Genomic DNA, 14,787 nt, shown 5'->3' with positions numbered 1-14,787 from the left:
CCCATGGCAAGCGAGTTGGGGTCGACGAGCGACCCCAAAGACCTCATCCCCGGAGACCCCGAAAAGCTGACCGGTCTCGCCACCACCCTCACTGGCTGGTCCAAGAAGTTCGAGAAGATCGGCGACGGCCTGCGCGACCTGAAGATCCCGGGCTGGACCGGCCGGGCCAGTGACGTCTTCTGGCCCACCCTGGCCAAGGAGAAGAGGAACTGGTACCTGGCGTCCGACGCGATGTCGGGGGCGGCCGATCAGATCACCTCGTACTCCTCGACCCTGGGATGGGCCCAGAAGCAGGCCCACACGGCGATCGAGCAGTGGAAGTCCGGGGACCATGACGCGGCAGAGACGACTCTGAAGGCCGCGCAGAAGCAGCTCAAGCCCGAGGCCGAGAAGCTGACGAAGAAGCTGGGTGATCTTGCGGGGGGTGCCGCGCACAGTCCGCACTGGCTCGCGCAGGTCAGGCAGCAGGTCGACAACTGGGAGTGGATCAAGGACCACAGCGTCGGCAAGACCAGCCAGAACCGGTGGAAGTGGGAGACGCAGAAGTGGCTGGGGGGCGAGTCCAGCCGATGGCACCAGGAGAAGGAGTGGGGCAAGGACGCCGACGGCAACTGGTTTGTTCGGAACAAGCCATCGGCCGAGCCGGGGGACCCTGCCGCACCCGGAGGGAAGACCAACCTGACCGTCAAGCTCGCCGAGTGGACGGGGGACGCCAACGTCTGGTCGGACGGCATCAGCAAGGAAGGGTCCGTGGGAGGTGTGAAGCTGAAGGGCGCAGCTGGTGTATCCGTACTCGGAGTGGACGGAACCGCCGGTGCGAGCATCACCAATGGACGGCTGCAGGCTGGTGTCTCAGGGAGTGCCTATTTGGCGCAGGCTTCCGCGAACGGCAGTGCGGAATGGGGCATCGCAGCCGCTCAGGCTGATGCGAAGGCCTATGCGGGTGCCGAGGCGTCAGCGAACGTCGGTGTCGGCAAGGACGGCCTGCACGTCGGCGCGGAGGCGTTCGCCGGAGCCAAGGCCACCGGGTCGGTCTCCGCCGACGTCGGCGGAGTCGGTGCCGGTGTCAACGGTGAGGCTTGGGCGGGCGTCGGCGCATCCGCCAATGCCGACCTGGGCACGAAGGACGGCAAGTTCACCATCGGTGGCGAACTCGGAGTCGGTCTGGGCGTCGGCGGCAAAGTCTCTTTCGATGTAACCGTTGATCCCCACAAGATGGTCGACTCGGTCGGTGACGCGGCCGACTGGGTGGGCGACACCTGGGACGACTCGGTCGGTAGTTGGTTCTAGGCTGAACTGATGCTCATCAAGGATGTGGATTCACCATGACGGCCACGCTGCCGGTCAAGATCTCCTTCTCGTTGCCGGACGGCTGGCAGGCGGCGCCGCCCGACGAGGTGGGAGCCCCCGGCGTCGCCTTCGTCGCACTCCATCCACCCTCCATCGACGGGTTCACGGCGAACATCACCATCGCCGGGCGGATGCGCAACGACGCCGCCACCATGTGGGAGATCGCCGGCGAGTCGGTGCGGCGGCTGGAGCAGGCCGGGACCGTGGAGGTCGTGAAGAAGGCTGAAGTGGGCACCCCGGACCTCCCGGGTCTGACGGACTCTCCTGGCGTGGTCCAGAACCTCCGCCTCCACACCACCCTGCGGGGAGAGCCGCTCGAGCTGCTCCAGACCCAGGTGTACCTCGGCATGGAGGACGTCAAGAATCCGGCACAGCGTGCGGTTCTCGAATTCGTGTTGACCGCGAAGCCGACTCAACTCGAAGCAGTGATCGGGGACTTCCAGGCCTTCCTGCGGACAGTGCGGCTGGCCGACGCGCTCTGATGGCTCACGCGGAAGTCCAAGCCTGTGCCGGAATCCGATCCAGGACGTCACACAGGTAGTTCAGCCTTTCGTCGACGTCCTGCGGAGACAGCGTTCCCCTGTACCACGTGAAGAGTTTGTTGTCCCGCAGCTGGAGCGGTGACCTCTTCGCTCGGGGGTCCTCGAGGAGGAAGGGCACCAGGGTGTCACTCAGGCTGGTCCGGACAAAGTCCTCGTCCGCCGTGACAAGACGGAAGTTCTGATCGAATTCCCGTACACCGAGTTGTGTCCTGGCCCTCCGGTCCAGTACGGAGTCCAGCTTGCTCGGGAGCAGTACCTCCACGGACGGGGCCGAGCCGGGAGTTGTGACGACGAATACCGTCTCGATGATGGGCTGCTTGCGTTCCACCGCGTCAGCACCTGACATGGGATTGACGTAGCGGTACTCGAAGTAGGTGAAGGATCGACCTCGGAACTCCCCCGTGGTGTAGTGCCAGGCGCTCAGATTGCTTCCGCGTCCGGGCATGGGTCCCGCACCGCAATACTGATCGATCCGGCCATGCGCGCGTGCCTCGTATGTCCATCCATGCTCCGGAGCCAGGCGGGCAAGTTGGGCGTAATCCTGTCTGATCTGTGCGTTCTTCTTGCGTCCGCGTGCAGACACTGTGAACACTGTGGCAAAAATGCCCGCAATGAAAGCGACGAACAGCACCTTCACCAGAATCCCAACCCATTGCTCCATGGCCCCAGATTATGGCGGACATGGGTGGTGCTGTGAACGGAGCCTTCCGCTTACTGGCCCACGCAACCCCCGGCGGGCTCTGTCTCACGTCAACGCATCGTTGTGTGGCGGGATCCACGCGTCGGTGTGGAAGTTCGATGAAGATCGCAAGCGGTGCGGTGTTGGTGCCGCCGACCGCGGCCATGCTGGGGTGGTGCTCCCTGGAGAGGCGAGCCGGGAGTTGGTGGAACCCCTCGCTCCAGCGCGACAAACCGGGCAAAGCCCGGCATCGGCTCCGGCGTCGTAACTGACCTAACACACAGGCCGGTTGGACCTGTTGTACAGGGTGACTACAGTGGTAAACGCGTTGTGAGGCGCGGCTCGCTTTGCGATCGTACGGCGAGTCGGTGGTCGGGCTCGATCCGATCGGGCCGATGGTGTACGGGGAAACGGGGAGGAACATGAGCGGGGGCGGGTCGGCGGCGAACCTCGAGGTCAGCGGTGACGCCCTGACGCAGTTCGTCAACACGGTGGACAGTGTTCTCGCGGAACTTGAGAAGTCGCCGGGCAATCCGGCGCGCGTCGGAGACCAGACGATCCGGCAGACGTCACTCAGGAGCGGATCTGCAGCCTTCCACGAGGCCGACGCCCTGTACGGGACGTTCAACACGGTCCACGAGGCGCTGACCAACCTTTCCAAGACCCTGCATCTGCAGATCGAGGCGATCGGCATCGCCGTCCAGGGGGCGAAGGGCACCTTCACCGAGCTCGAGGAAGAGCAGCGTCGTAGGTTCTACGAGATCCAGTCGGAGATCAAGCGGCTCAATCCGAAGGGCGACAAGAACACCGGCGGCGGGGAGCAGGGAGGGCTCTGAGCATGACCGACAAGCACAAGGCGGACATGGATCGGGTCTCCGCGGAGAACGGCTTCACCGACTTTGCCCGGGGTCTCGGGGACCAGCCCAGCACTGGCGGGTACTTTCTCAATCCCGTCGAGGTAATTCGCTCTTTCGCCAAGGCCACCCCGTATGGGCAGGCCATGGTCAAGCGCACGGAGTTCGACGAATACGACCTCAACGCGATGATCGACCTGGTCGAGCAGACGAACCCGGAGGACCTGGAGTCCTCGGGTCGAGCTCTCTGGGACGCGCGTGATGCCATCAAGAGGGCGGCTGAAACACTCAAGGGCAAGTTCGATACGGTCCCCTGGGTCGGTCAGGCGGGCCACGACTTCCGTGTATGGGGCGAGAATCTCGTCAAGCACGCACACGGGCTGGCCGACTTCGCTGGCGGAGCCGGCGACTCGATCGCCTCCGCCGCCGAGGGGCTGGCGTCTGTCCGCAATGCCATGAAGTTTCCCCGCGACACGAGAGCGGTTTCGACGCGGCCGGAGAAATTTACGGCGGCCGAAAAGGCGGCGGACAAAGACGGGTACGCCACTGCCGTAACGGTTGAGAAGCACCGCCAAGAGGCGATCAACCAGATGAACCGGTTGGCATCGTATTACGCGGTGTCGACCGCATCGCTGCAGGAATGGCACAAGGCCGCGCCTGACTTTGGCAGCCTTCCGAACGTTGGGGTGCCCAAGCCCATTAGGTATGACGATCCCTCGGCCCAGGGCTCCACGCCACAAGGCCACCAAGGCACAGGGTCGAGCGCGGTCGGGGGGCACCATGTGACGGTGGAGCCGGTGCGTCACGTGGGCGTGAGCGGCACAAGCCACACGCCGCCACATGCAAGCGACACGCCGGCACCCGTAAGAGACGCCACGGACCGAGTCAGGCACCCGGACCTGCCGGTGGGTACGCACATCGACACCACCGGCACGCTGCCGCCTCCTACGACCACCACTCCCGGGCCCACCCACACTCCGCCGGTTACTGGTACGCCGCCCACAGGTGGCAGCCAGCCCAACGTGTTCGACGGCGGTGGATTCAGGCTTCCCGTGCCCAATGCCACATCGGGTCGGAGCCTGAACGGCGCCGGCGGTTTCCGTACACCGCCGTCTGCACAGGGGCGCGCAGGTACGTCTGGTTTGTCAAACCCGGGCTCGGGTCGTGCCGTGGCACGAGGTCCCATGGACCAGATGGGCCGCGCGACGTCCACTGGCCAGTCCGCTGTCAAGGGCACCGGTTCCGGACCCAGGTCCTCCTCGCCGATGGGCCGAGGAGTCACGGGTGGCACACCCCGACCCGCAGGCACGGCGGCACCACGTGCGAACGGCGGGCCGACCACGGGGGCCGCGCGGTCCAACGGAGTCGTCGGGGGGCGGCCGTCCACCACGAACCCATCGGGAAGGAACGGGTCGAGGATTCCTCGCGGCACGGTTGTCGGTGGCGAGGGAGAGTCCAACTCCCGGGCCGCGACTGGTCGACCGGGCCAGCGCGGTGTCTTCGGCGCGCCCGAGTCCGCGGCGCGGCCGGGTTCGAGTGTCACGGGTTCTCGTACCGGCGCCCGGCCGACCGAGGCTGTCACGGGTAGGCCAACCTCGCGCAACTCCGAGGCAGGAGCTGAACGCAACGGCATGACCCGTGGTGGCGCCGGCCTCACGCGCGGCGCAGGCGACAAGGGAAAGTCCGGTGACGAGCGGAAGACGGATGGAGCTGCGCGACCCGACTACCTGGTCGAGGACGAAGAGACCCACCTACCGAACAAGCCCCGGCGCGATGTACCGCCGGTCACCAACTGAACGCAAGCGAGGACAGTCAACGCCATGAAGTCAGGGACCAGCCGACGAGCCGAGCAGGCTGCGGCCCGCAGGGCGCGCTCCGGAAGACGAGTGCGCGCGGTGGGCGCGGCCGTTGGCGCCCTGACCGCTGTGACCGTCGGTCTGGCACCGGGTGCCGCTGCGTCCGACGAACAGTCGAAACAGTGGTACTTGGGACCCATGCAGGCCGAACAGATGTGGAAGGTGAGCACGGGCAAAGGCGTCAAGATCGCGGTCATCGACTCTGGGGTGAACGCAAATACGCCGTCACTCAAGGGTCAGGTCCTGACGGATGAGGTCCCCAAGTCGGTGGCTTATCACGCGACGGTCGACTATGCGGGCCATGGCACAAGCATGGCCGAGTTGATCGCAGGCACCGGGGCAGGTGGTGGGCTGAAGGGGCTGGCACCGGGCGCCAAGATCGTTCCGTACCGCATCAAGGTAACGGGCATCAAAGGAGCGAAGGAAGAGGCCAGGACTCCGGACGCCGACGAGGCGCTGAGGGCCGCTGCCGATACTGATGTAAAGATCATCAACATCTCATTCGGCGGAATGGGTAGCGACAAGGACGAAGCTGCGGTCAAATACGCTCTCTCGAAGGGCAAACTGCTGATCGCGGCGGTGGGTAACCAGGGGAAGAACGGCTATTCCGACTATCCCGCCTCGTACCCATACGTCCTCGGCGTAGCGTCCGTCGGCAAGTCCCTGACGACGTCGAGCTTTTCCTCAAGCGGAGGCTACGCAGACCTGGCAGCTCCTGGCGAAGGATACCCAGGCTATTGCGACGGCGGCACCGTCCGCTACTGCGACAACCGTCAAGGTACGAGCCCCGCTACCGCCCTCACCTCAGCCGCCGCCGCCCTGATCTGGTCCGCGCACCCCAACTGGACTGTGTATCAGGTCGAACGGGCCCTTCTCGACACCGCTGGACGCACCTGGCCGAAGGACAAGCCGAGCAAGTACCTCGGTTATGGAGTCATCCGTCCTCGCGTGGTCCTGGCGGACAAGAACTACGACCCCGGCCCTGCCGATGTCGATCCGCTCCAGAAACAGGACCGCAGCAAGGGGTGGGAGAGCGTGGCCCCCGTGGCCCCTAAAGGCTCTTCTGCTCAGCCCGCATCTCCCTCGTCCCCTTCTGCATCAGCCTCGTCACAAGCCCAGGGCAAGGGTTCCACGGGCTCGACCTCGGCGGCAGGATCGAGCGCGGAGTCATCGAGTGGCAGCGGCAACACCACGTGGATCGCACTCGGCGCCGTTGGTGCGGTCGTCGTGGTCGGCGGTGGTGCCCTGGCCATCGCGCGGGCACGACGAGCCAGGTGAGTTCCTCGGCATCAACAGCCGTACAGTCCGGTGCCGTTCGGACAGGGCAGGCACTGCGTGTTCACCGCTGGACGCTACAAGCGACAGCGGTGAGCCGAAACCGTCAGATCAACAACGGACACACGAAAGGCAGGGCCGAACATGGCCGGCGGAACGCAGAAGCTTCACGATGATGCAGTAATCCGGCTGCAGAAGCAGATGCTCGAGAAGTACGAGAACATCCAGAAGCGCGTGCACACGCTTCAGGGCGTCATCGACAGCCTCGAGGGCCAGTGGCAGGGTATCGGCCGTGCCGCGTTCGACAAGAAGCAGGTCGAGATCAACACGTCCCTGCGCAACATCGGCAACATCCTCGGCGATGTCATCGAGGCCATGACCACGACGCGCAACATCAAGGACAGCAAGGAAGACGAGGTCCGCGCGGCCGTCAACAAGATCGACGTCCGGGACGGTGCTTCTTCGATCCCGCCGTCCGCTCTGAGCTCCTACTGAGCCGAGCAGCACTCAGAACGACTGCCGGGCAACCGGCGCACTCATCAGCTACACACCAGCGAGACGAGGTAAAGACGCATGGCCAACAACGCTGAGGGGCTGTCAGTCACTTACGACGGGCTCGACACCGCGGCGACCAGCATCGGCAACCAGGCGAGCCAGCTCGAGACGGACCTGCACGACCTGCGCGGACTGGTGGTGAACAGCCTGCAGTACTGGGAGGGCCAGGCCCAGGGCACCTTCCACGAGAAGCTGCAGCGCTGGGACAAGGAAGCGAACGACATCCACCAGGCGCTGCAGGGTATCGGTCACGTCGTCGCCCAGTCCGGCGGTACGTACATGGAAGGCGACAAGAAGGCGGCCTCCTACTTCCACTAGGACACGGCTCGCACAAGCAACTCCAGGGTGGGCGCGCGCGGGAGGCGCCCACCCTGTCGTCGGTCCACAGACCCATCGCCTGACGCCCAGTCCTTGGCCGCGGCTGGATCGCCGGGACCGGCGCGGACAACGCACGGACAAGGATGGGTATCAGGTGCAGGCGACGACCGCCGGAAGCGGCGCGGCGCAGCAGAGCGGCTCAGTCTCCCGGCGAATCGGCCCGTACGTCCTTCTCACCCCGCTGGACGACCCCTACAGCGGAGTCCCGGTCCCGGAGCGCCGCTACATCGCGCGCAGCACCGATGGCGAGCGCACGGTCCTGCTCAGCGCTCCGCTCGCCGGCACCGATCCAAAGCGCTTCATGATGGAAGCCGAGGGCTCGCGTTACCTTCTCGGCCAGGTCATGTCCCCCGCCGTCACCTGCGCCGCCCCTGAGGAGCCCGCCTGGCACGCCCGTCCCTATCTGCCGGCGCTTCCCCTTCCCACCGCACTTGCCGTGCATGGCGGCCCACTTCCTGAGCGGACCGTCCGGGCCCTTGGCGCGGCCCTCGCGGAGGCCTTGGCCATCGTGCACGGGCAGGGGCTGGCCTATGCCGGAGTGTCCCCGGCGGCCGTGCTGTTCGCTGCCGACGGGCCACGCCTCACGTGCTTTGGCGCCGTACGAGCCGCAGCCCCGGACGGCACGGTCCGTTCCGGCATGCCGGGACTGGAGCCAGGCAGCCTGCCGCCCGAGCAGGCGTCCGGTGGGCACCCACGGCCCCTGGGCGATGTGTACGCGCTGGGCGCAACGCTCGCCTACGCTGCCACCGGTCATACGACGCCCGAACGCGACGATCTTCCTGCCCCGCTGCGTACGATCGTCAGCCGTTGTCTGTCGAGGGACGCCGCCGCGCGGCCTCAACTTGCCGAGCTGATCGATGCGTTCGCCCCTGCTGAGGCGACTTCTTCAGCGGCGCCGGGTCCCATCGGCCCCGCCATGGCGGCTATGCCGGCCGATGTCGGATTCGCGACCAGAGTCGCCGCGCTGCTCAGCCCCGGCTGGCTGCCGAGCCGCGTGATCGCCGCCATCGCCCACCAGTCGGCCGCCGTACTCGCCGCCGACATCCCGGGCGTCGGCGCGTCCATCTCACGCCAGGACTGACGATCCGCCGTATGCCTACTCCGCTCACTCATGACGACCCTCAAGCGTTCGGCCCGTACCGACCGATCGTCCGCCTTGGCAGCGGCGGCATGGGCACGGTCTACCTGGCGCGATCGGCCGGTGGACGGACCGTCGCGGTCAAGACGATGCACGCCGGCATTGCCTCGGACCCCGCTGCTCGAACCCGGTTTCGGCTCGAGGCCGATGCCGCCCGCGTGATCGGAGGGCAGCACGGTGCCCAGGTCGTGGAGGCGGACACGCAAGCCGCGACGCCCTGGCTCGCCACCGAGTACGTGCTCGGCCCGCCGCTCGACGAGGCAGTCGAACAGGAAGGACCCCTCCCCGAGGGGGCCGTGCGCGCGCTCGGGGCGGCTCTGTGCGGAGCACTTGGCCAACTGCACAGCACCGAGGTCGTCCACCGCGACCTCAAGCCCTCCAACATTCTGGTGACGGCCTACGGGCCCAAGGTCATCGACTTCGGTATCGCCCGAGCGATCGGTGACGACCGTCTGACCAGAGCCGGATTGGCAATGGGTACGCCGGCCTTCATGTCACCGGAGCAGGCGAGCGGAGAGGAACACACCGGGGCCGGCGACGTGTTCGCACTGGCCGGCGTTCTTGTCTACGCCGCCACCGGCCGTGCCCCGTTCGGCCAGGGGCAGGCTGCCGATCTTCTCTACCGGGTCCGGTACGGCGACCCGGACCTGAGCGGCGTACCCGCCACCCTGGTCCCGATCCTCGCCCAGTGCCTGGACAAGAACCCGTTCCGCCGTCCGACCACCTCTGAGCTCGCCACCCAACTGCACGACGGCTCAGGAGAGTTCGCCGATCACCTGCCGGACTCACTGCTCGCGGAGATCGCCCGCCGGGCCACCGAGGTCTGGCAGATCGCGCCTCGACGACTCCCCGCACCGCCGGAACACCTTGCAGAAACGCTGACCACACCGACGGCGCCGATGTCCCGACGCAGGCTGCTGCTGGCCGGAAGCGGACTGGCAGTCGGCGCGGTGGCCGTCGGGGCGGGAGTCTGGGCATGGAACCGGCGATCGGAGTCGGGGCAGAGGCATCCTGTCGTGATTCCAAGCAACAGCCAGCTGCCGGAGAAGGAGCTCGACTCGCTCTGGCAGTACCAAGTCGCCGATCCGCCGTACGGCACCGAACCGCCCGCGCAGCCACTCGCCGTCGACAACCTTGTGACGCTGGTGGCTGGTACCGGTCTGGCCGGAATCGACGCCCGCTCCGGAGACATCAAGTGGACGTCGAAAGAGATGGAGATCCACTGGCAGGTCGCCACTGACGGCGAGCGGCTCGTGCGCATGGTGGCCCCGAAAGGATCCGAGGGAAACGCGGGGAAGCCTGGTGGGTTTCCGCTCGTCCTTGCCTCCGTAGACCTTCTGTCGGGCGTGGCGAGTGAGCCCTTTGCCCAACTCACGGATTTCAACGGTGTCATCGACGAGAACCAGGTGCTGTGTACGGCCGATGGCGTCGTGTACGCGGCGGCGGGCAAGGGCAAGTACGACATCGCGTACTTCCTGGCATCCCAGTCCTGGTCCGTCTTCGCCGTCGACATCAGCACGGGGAAGAAGCTGTGGGCCGCGCCGCTGCCCTCACGGCCGGACAAGACCGACCGCTTGCACTTCCTCACGGCCCGAGTCGTCGGTCACCACCTGGTGGCCTTGCAGGAGACGAACGCCGGCAAGGTGCGCATCGTCGTACGGGACACCCGGACAGGTGCGGTGCGCTGGGACAAGCCTTTCGACGGCGCCGCACCGGACCGCGTGTACGCACCGCTGGCGACGGACGCCCGGAATCTGTACCTCGGCACCGGTCGGCTGCGGGCGCTGCGGCTGAGCGACGGCGCTCGGGTATGGGACTCCAGGTCTGAGCGCCCCGGGCATACCTACGGTCCTCCGGCGGTCAAGGACGGCGTGGTCTACGCCGTCGAAAAGGGTCTCGGTCTCGTCGCCTTCGACTCCGGCAGCGGCCGGGTGCTGTGGAAGGAAAGGGGCGGTGGAGGAGCGAGAGCGGACGTGTCCGCCGCGCCGGTGATCGGCACCGACTTCGCCTACAGCAAACGTTCTTCGGCACTCTGGGCGGTCGATCTCGCGTCGCGCACACCCGTGAACTCTTACAAGACCACCGGGGACCGCTTCATCACTCACGAGAAGGCCAGGGTGACGGTCGCACTGGGCGGCAAGTTCCTCGCCGCCTTCCCGCTCAAGTGAGTGGCCGTCCCCCGATGAGCAGAAGAGAAAGCAGTCAGCGATGAACTCCTTGGGCGTCGGTGACCCGGTCCGCCTCGGCCCCTACCGCCTGCTCGGCGTCCTCGGCGAGGGCGGCATGGGCAGGGTCTACGTCGGCCAGGACGGCGCCGGGGCCGTCGCGGCGATCAAGGTCCTGCGCCCGGAACTGGCTCACGACCCGAACATCGCCCAGCGCTTTGTGCGTGAGGCGCTGGCGGCACAGGCCGTGCACAGCCCGGGCGTGGCGGCGGTCCTGGGCGCGCACACCGAGGGCGGTCGCCCTTGGATTGCCACCGAATTCCTTGCCGGCCCGACCCTGGACCAGGCGGTCGACAAGCTCGGGCCTCTCGACGAGACGAGTGTGCGCGGTTTGGCGGCGACGATCGCGCAGACCCTCGCGGACATCCACGCCGCGGGATTCATTCACCGTGACCTCAAACCCCAGAACGTCGTGCTGACGTCGACCGGTCCACGGGTCATCGACTTCGGCATCGCCCGCCCTGAGCACGGGCTGACGCTCACCACGACCGGTCAGATCCCCGTCACTCCGGGGTACGGTGCGCCTGAGCAGGTGCTCGGGCGGCGAGTGACGCCTGCCGCGGACGTGTTCTCCTTGGGCGCTGTGCTTGTTTATGCGGCCACCGGTCGACGCGCGTTCGAGGGCGGGCACATGGCAGCCGTCCAGTACGAGGTCGTGCATGGCGAGCCACGCTGGGACGGACTGTCTCCCCAACTGCACGCACTTGTCGCCCCTTGTCTGGCCAAGGACGGCGCGTCACGGCCGAGCCCAGGCCAGATCGTTACGGCGTTCGCCCCGCCGAGGAACAGCGGTCGCGTATGGCGGCGCGGGTCGGTCGCGGAGGAGATCAAGGCGCGTGAAGACGAGGTACGGCGGCTCACTGCCCCACTCATGCTGAGCACCGTCAGGACCGTGACGAGGCGGCGTCTCCTCACCGGGCTCGCGGCCGGCGGCACGGTGCTCGCCGCCGGGGGCGGTACGACGGGCTGGTGGCTGCTCCGGGAGGAGCGGAGGGACGAGAAGGACGCCCTGTTCGACATTCCCCCTGCAGTGACGACTCCCGAAGCCCGCCTGCTCTCGGCGGACGACGGTGACTACATCGTCGACGGGTCTCCCAAAGCGCTGTGGAGCCGCCACGACATCATCGACCAGGAATCTCCCGCTCCACTGCCCGTACGGGATGTCGTCGTGATCGGTGACTACAACAATGGTGTCCGGGGGATCGGGGCCTACAACGTCGTCAATGGCAAACGGCGCTGGCTGGCAGCAGATGTGCAGCCGAGCCAGTATCTCTCGCTGTCCGACCGCCTGATCGTGACCGTCGACGCCGAGGGCACGCTGCACACGTTCGTTCCGTCCACGGGCGAGCGTAAATGGACCGTGGAGGCCGAAGCCAAGTCACTCGTGGGCGTGGACGACGAAGCGGTCTACGTTGTCACGAAGGACGGCCGGCTGCGCAGCGTCGGGCGCTCGGATGCCAGGATCCGCTGGACGGCCCAGGCCCCGGCGCGGTACCGCGGCAAGCTTTCCGCCAAGGGAGCCGTCGGGAGCGGACGTCTGGTCCTTCCGACGACCGACGGCCACGTACTGGCGGTGATGACCGGCGACGGCCGCTTCGCGTGGGAGCTGCGACACCAGGCGGAGAAGGTCTCGATCACTCCTGTCGTACAGGACGGCGTCGTCTACCTCAACGGCAAGACACTGACCGCCCTGAAAATCACCGACGCGACGGAGATCTGGTCTCACACGACCCAGGACATGTACGACCATCCCGCGCAGTGGGGGCCGGTGAGTGTCCATGGAGATTCCGTCTATGCGACTGGCGGGCGGTTCCCCGAACGGCGCAGAGTGACCGACGGCGGCAACACCTGGACCTCCTACAAGGCCGGCAGCGGCGACTGCGCCGTGCTCGTCCAGGGCACCGGAGTGTGGATGATCGACCACTCGTACCGCACGACGGTCAATACCGTGAACATGGACTCGGGGCAGTCGGGCTGGTCATACGAGTTGCCCGAAGCGCGGCACCACTCCATCGCAGTCGACGGCAACAGGGCGTTCATCACGAACGACAGCTCGCTCTACGCGCTGCCGGTGTTCTGAAGGCCTCCAGCATGACGGTGCTGACGTCTTCCACCTCGACTTCGCTGCCGCGACGCTTGATCAGCGACGCTGCGGCGTGATCGGCATATGCGATCGAGCCAGTGTCTGAGGACTTCGGATCCTGAATGGACAGTCGGCTGCGCAAGATGTTCCGCGCCGAGTCTCCGGCATCGATGCGCTCTCCGCTGACCTCCAGCACCGTGGCTCCGTCGACCTTGACCGTGCACAGCGCGGAGCCTTCGTCCAGACTTCCGGTCCGTTCGGCGGCGAGCTGCTTGCCCGAGGCAGGCAACAGCTGAGAGAGAGCGTCGGTCGGGACAGAGATCCCGCACAGGGCTTTGGGGACGGTGAAGTCCTGCCGGGGTGCGTCGGAGGAGCAGCCGGCTGCGGTCAGCGCGGCAACAAGGAGTGATACGCCACGGAGGGCATGCGGTGCGTAACTCAATGCTTGCTACTCTCCGATTTCCACTGCGCCGTCCGAATGGCTGTGACCGGCAGATGTGCGCGCGGCCCTCCTGAGATCGTCGGCGGTGTCGGGATCGATGGTCTTGTTGTTCACCAGTGCGTGGTCGACGGCGGACCGGGCAGAATCCAGAGCCGCCTGCCGACCGTTGGTGTACTCCTCACCGGCCTGGGTCTCGGCTTCGCTCGACGTGTCGTGCTCGATGCTCTCCATGATGGATTCCTGGATGTCCTCCGAGGCCCATTCAAGAGGGGCGCCGGCGATGGGAACCTGTTCCCCCACCTTTTCGATGCCCATGCCCAGGACGCGATTCACCCATTTTTGCTTCTCGGCAGCAGCCTCGTTGAACTCTGTGTCGGAAGCGGTGTGGTATTCGTAGATCGCATGAGCCCGGGCGTCGCTCATGATCCCTGCGATCGCAGAACCGGGGGCGACAGCGGCACCTACTCGCCCGTCCAGCGACGCCGTCGAATGGCTGGATCCGTTGATCACATGATCCACGACATTGGTCGTGTAAGTCTGCTGTGCGGTGGTGATGGCGGAATAGGCGTCCAGGTCCTGTCCCACTTCACCCAGGAAGCGAGCAGCGTTGTTCGAGTCGAGGTCGGCTGCGGCACCGGGACTTTTCCGGCACCGATGTCCTCGACCCGGACACCGAGATGCGGGGCGTCCACCTGAACGGCGGTCCTCAACTGCTTCTGCAGCGAGGCAAGTTCGTTGTGCCCGTCCTCGAGGACTTGGTAGTTGCTGTTGCCCTCGCTGTGGAGATCCGAGACCTCCTTGGCGGTCTTTGCAACGAACTCATGCGTCACCGTCGCGTTCACGCCGGCCCACCGTGCCGAGTCCGACTTGGCCTGCATCCCCGTACGTGCGCTCTCCGCCGCCTTCTTCAAGCCGTCGACGGCCTTCTTCCAGTCCGACACGGCAGTGGCGAGTCTGCTGAGGTCGACGTCAACGAGGTCTGTGAGTGTGAGGGCCATCGGAGGTACTCCTGCTTGAAGTACTCGTTGAGTTGGGAGACGGCCACGGCTGAGCCGTCACGGCCCCGGAGTACGGCACCGATCTCGGCGTCGTCCTGCGCGTGGAGCTTACGGGTGTAGTCCAGGTGGTCGGAGATATGCGCACATGCCTGTAGTACGGACCTCACCTGTGAGCTCCAGATCTCGACGGTGGTTTCCAGGGCATTGGCCGTCTGGAATCCGTGCGACTTCAGAGTTGCTGCGGCCTGCATCGTCGAGCCGGTCGAGCCCTTGCCCGCTCCGGCCGCGGTGATGTCCGCCTGACTCTTCACTTCGCCGTAAAGGATGTTGGCCTCGTGCCCAACGGCTCCCAGGTCGTCCTGGTGGACGACCAAGTCCCCAGTCCCTCCGCCACCCCCACTGTCTGCCGCTA

At 66.4% G+C, this 14,787-nt stretch carries 14 protein-coding genes; 10 read left to right on the top strand and 4 right to left on the bottom strand.

Annotation, left to right across the window (positions count from 1 at the left end; translation table 11 throughout):
* Positions 1-3: 3 nt before the first annotated feature.
* Together ACZ41I_RS24455 and ACZ41I_RS24450 are read left to right on the top strand one after the other, a co-directional pair.
* Positions 4-1,290 (top strand): putative T7SS-secreted protein, encoded by a 1,287-nt coding sequence (locus ACZ41I_RS24455; protein WP_468515054.1) that lies wholly within the window; start codon positions 4-6, stop codon positions 1,288-1,290.
* A 35-nt stretch (positions 1,291-1,325) separates the two neighbouring features.
* On the top strand, positions 1,326-1,832 hold the full coding sequence (locus tag ACZ41I_RS24450) for a hypothetical protein (RefSeq protein WP_468515053.1): 507 nt from the start codon (positions 1,326-1,328) through the stop codon (positions 1,830-1,832).
* A 4-nt stretch (positions 1,833-1,836) separates the two neighbouring features.
* Here ACZ41I_RS24450 and ACZ41I_RS24445 read toward each other — a convergent pair whose 3' ends face one another.
* Positions 1,837-2,553 (bottom strand): hypothetical protein, encoded by a 717-nt coding sequence (locus tag ACZ41I_RS24445; RefSeq protein ID WP_468515052.1) that lies wholly within the window; start codon positions 2,551-2,553, stop codon positions 1,837-1,839.
* 386 nt (positions 2,554-2,939) lie between these two features.
* Here ACZ41I_RS24445 and ACZ41I_RS24440 point away from each other — a divergent pair, with 386 nt between their 5' ends.
* From ACZ41I_RS24440 to ACZ41I_RS24405, 8 genes are all read left to right on the top strand, one after another.
* Positions 2,940-3,407: a hypothetical protein gene (locus ACZ41I_RS24440; protein WP_468515051.1), complete on the top strand. Its 468-nt coding sequence runs from the start codon at positions 2,940-2,942 to the stop codon at positions 3,405-3,407.
* A 2-nt stretch (positions 3,408-3,409) separates the two neighbouring features.
* Positions 3,410-5,221, top strand: a complete 1,812-nt coding sequence (locus ACZ41I_RS24435; RefSeq protein ID WP_468515050.1) for a hypothetical protein — start codon at positions 3,410-3,412, stop codon at positions 5,219-5,221.
* A gap of 90 nt (positions 5,222-5,311) precedes the next feature.
* Complete coding sequence (locus ACZ41I_RS24430; protein WP_468515149.1) at positions 5,312-6,559, top strand: S8 family serine peptidase; 1,248 nt, start codon at positions 5,312-5,314, stop codon at positions 6,557-6,559.
* Between the two features lie 141 nt (positions 6,560-6,700).
* Positions 6,701-7,051: a WXG100 family type VII secretion target gene (locus tag ACZ41I_RS24425; RefSeq protein ID WP_363217939.1), complete on the top strand. Its 351-nt coding sequence runs from the start codon at positions 6,701-6,703 to the stop codon at positions 7,049-7,051.
* Between the two features lie 78 nt (positions 7,052-7,129).
* Positions 7,130-7,429 carry a WXG100 family type VII secretion target gene (locus ACZ41I_RS24420; RefSeq protein ID WP_363217940.1) on the top strand — a complete coding sequence of 100 codons (300 nt, stop codon included), beginning with the start codon at positions 7,130-7,132 and terminating at the stop codon, positions 7,427-7,429.
* 154 nt (positions 7,430-7,583) lie between these two features.
* Positions 7,584-8,570 (top strand): protein kinase family protein, encoded by a 987-nt coding sequence (locus tag ACZ41I_RS24415; protein WP_468515049.1) that lies wholly within the window; start codon positions 7,584-7,586, stop codon positions 8,568-8,570.
* Between the two features lie 11 nt (positions 8,571-8,581).
* Positions 8,582-10,795: a protein kinase domain-containing protein gene (locus ACZ41I_RS24410; protein ID WP_468515048.1), complete on the top strand. Its 2,214-nt coding sequence runs from the start codon at positions 8,582-8,584 to the stop codon at positions 10,793-10,795.
* Positions 10,796-10,835: 40 nt separating this feature from the next.
* Positions 10,836-12,932, top strand: coding sequence for a protein kinase domain-containing protein (locus tag ACZ41I_RS24405; RefSeq protein ID WP_468515047.1), 2,097 nt, complete (start codon positions 10,836-10,838; stop codon positions 12,930-12,932).
* On the opposite strand, the gene ACZ41I_RS24400 is transcribed toward ACZ41I_RS24405, so the two are convergent.
* From ACZ41I_RS24400 to ACZ41I_RS24390, 3 genes are read right to left on the bottom strand one after another with little or no spacing between them, the layout of a single operon-like run.
* Positions 12,892-13,377 carry a hypothetical protein gene (locus tag ACZ41I_RS24400; RefSeq protein ID WP_468515046.1) on the bottom strand — a complete coding sequence of 162 codons (486 nt, stop codon included), beginning with the start codon at positions 13,375-13,377 and terminating at the stop codon, positions 12,892-12,894. The two genes, ACZ41I_RS24405 and ACZ41I_RS24400, sit on opposite strands and share 41 nt — an antisense overlap.
* A gap of 6 nt (positions 13,378-13,383) precedes the next feature.
* A complete protein-coding gene (locus ACZ41I_RS24395) occupies positions 13,384-13,962 on the bottom strand; it encodes a hypothetical protein (RefSeq protein WP_468515045.1) in 579 nt (192 codons plus the stop codon).
* The gene (locus tag ACZ41I_RS24390; protein ID WP_468515044.1) at positions 13,884-14,375 is read right to left on the bottom strand and encodes a hypothetical protein; all 492 of its coding nucleotides are present in this window, start codon (positions 14,373-14,375) and stop codon (positions 13,884-13,886) included. The genes ACZ41I_RS24395 and ACZ41I_RS24390 overlap by 79 nt, the downstream gene beginning before the upstream one ends.
* Between the last annotated feature and the right edge of the window lie 412 nt (positions 14,376-14,787).

The sequence above is a fragment of the Streptomyces sp. NPDC030799 genome (assembly GCF_055572255.1).
The sequence above is the reverse complement of the archived record's forward strand: the minus strand, read 5'-3'. Positions and strand labels throughout refer to the sequence as shown.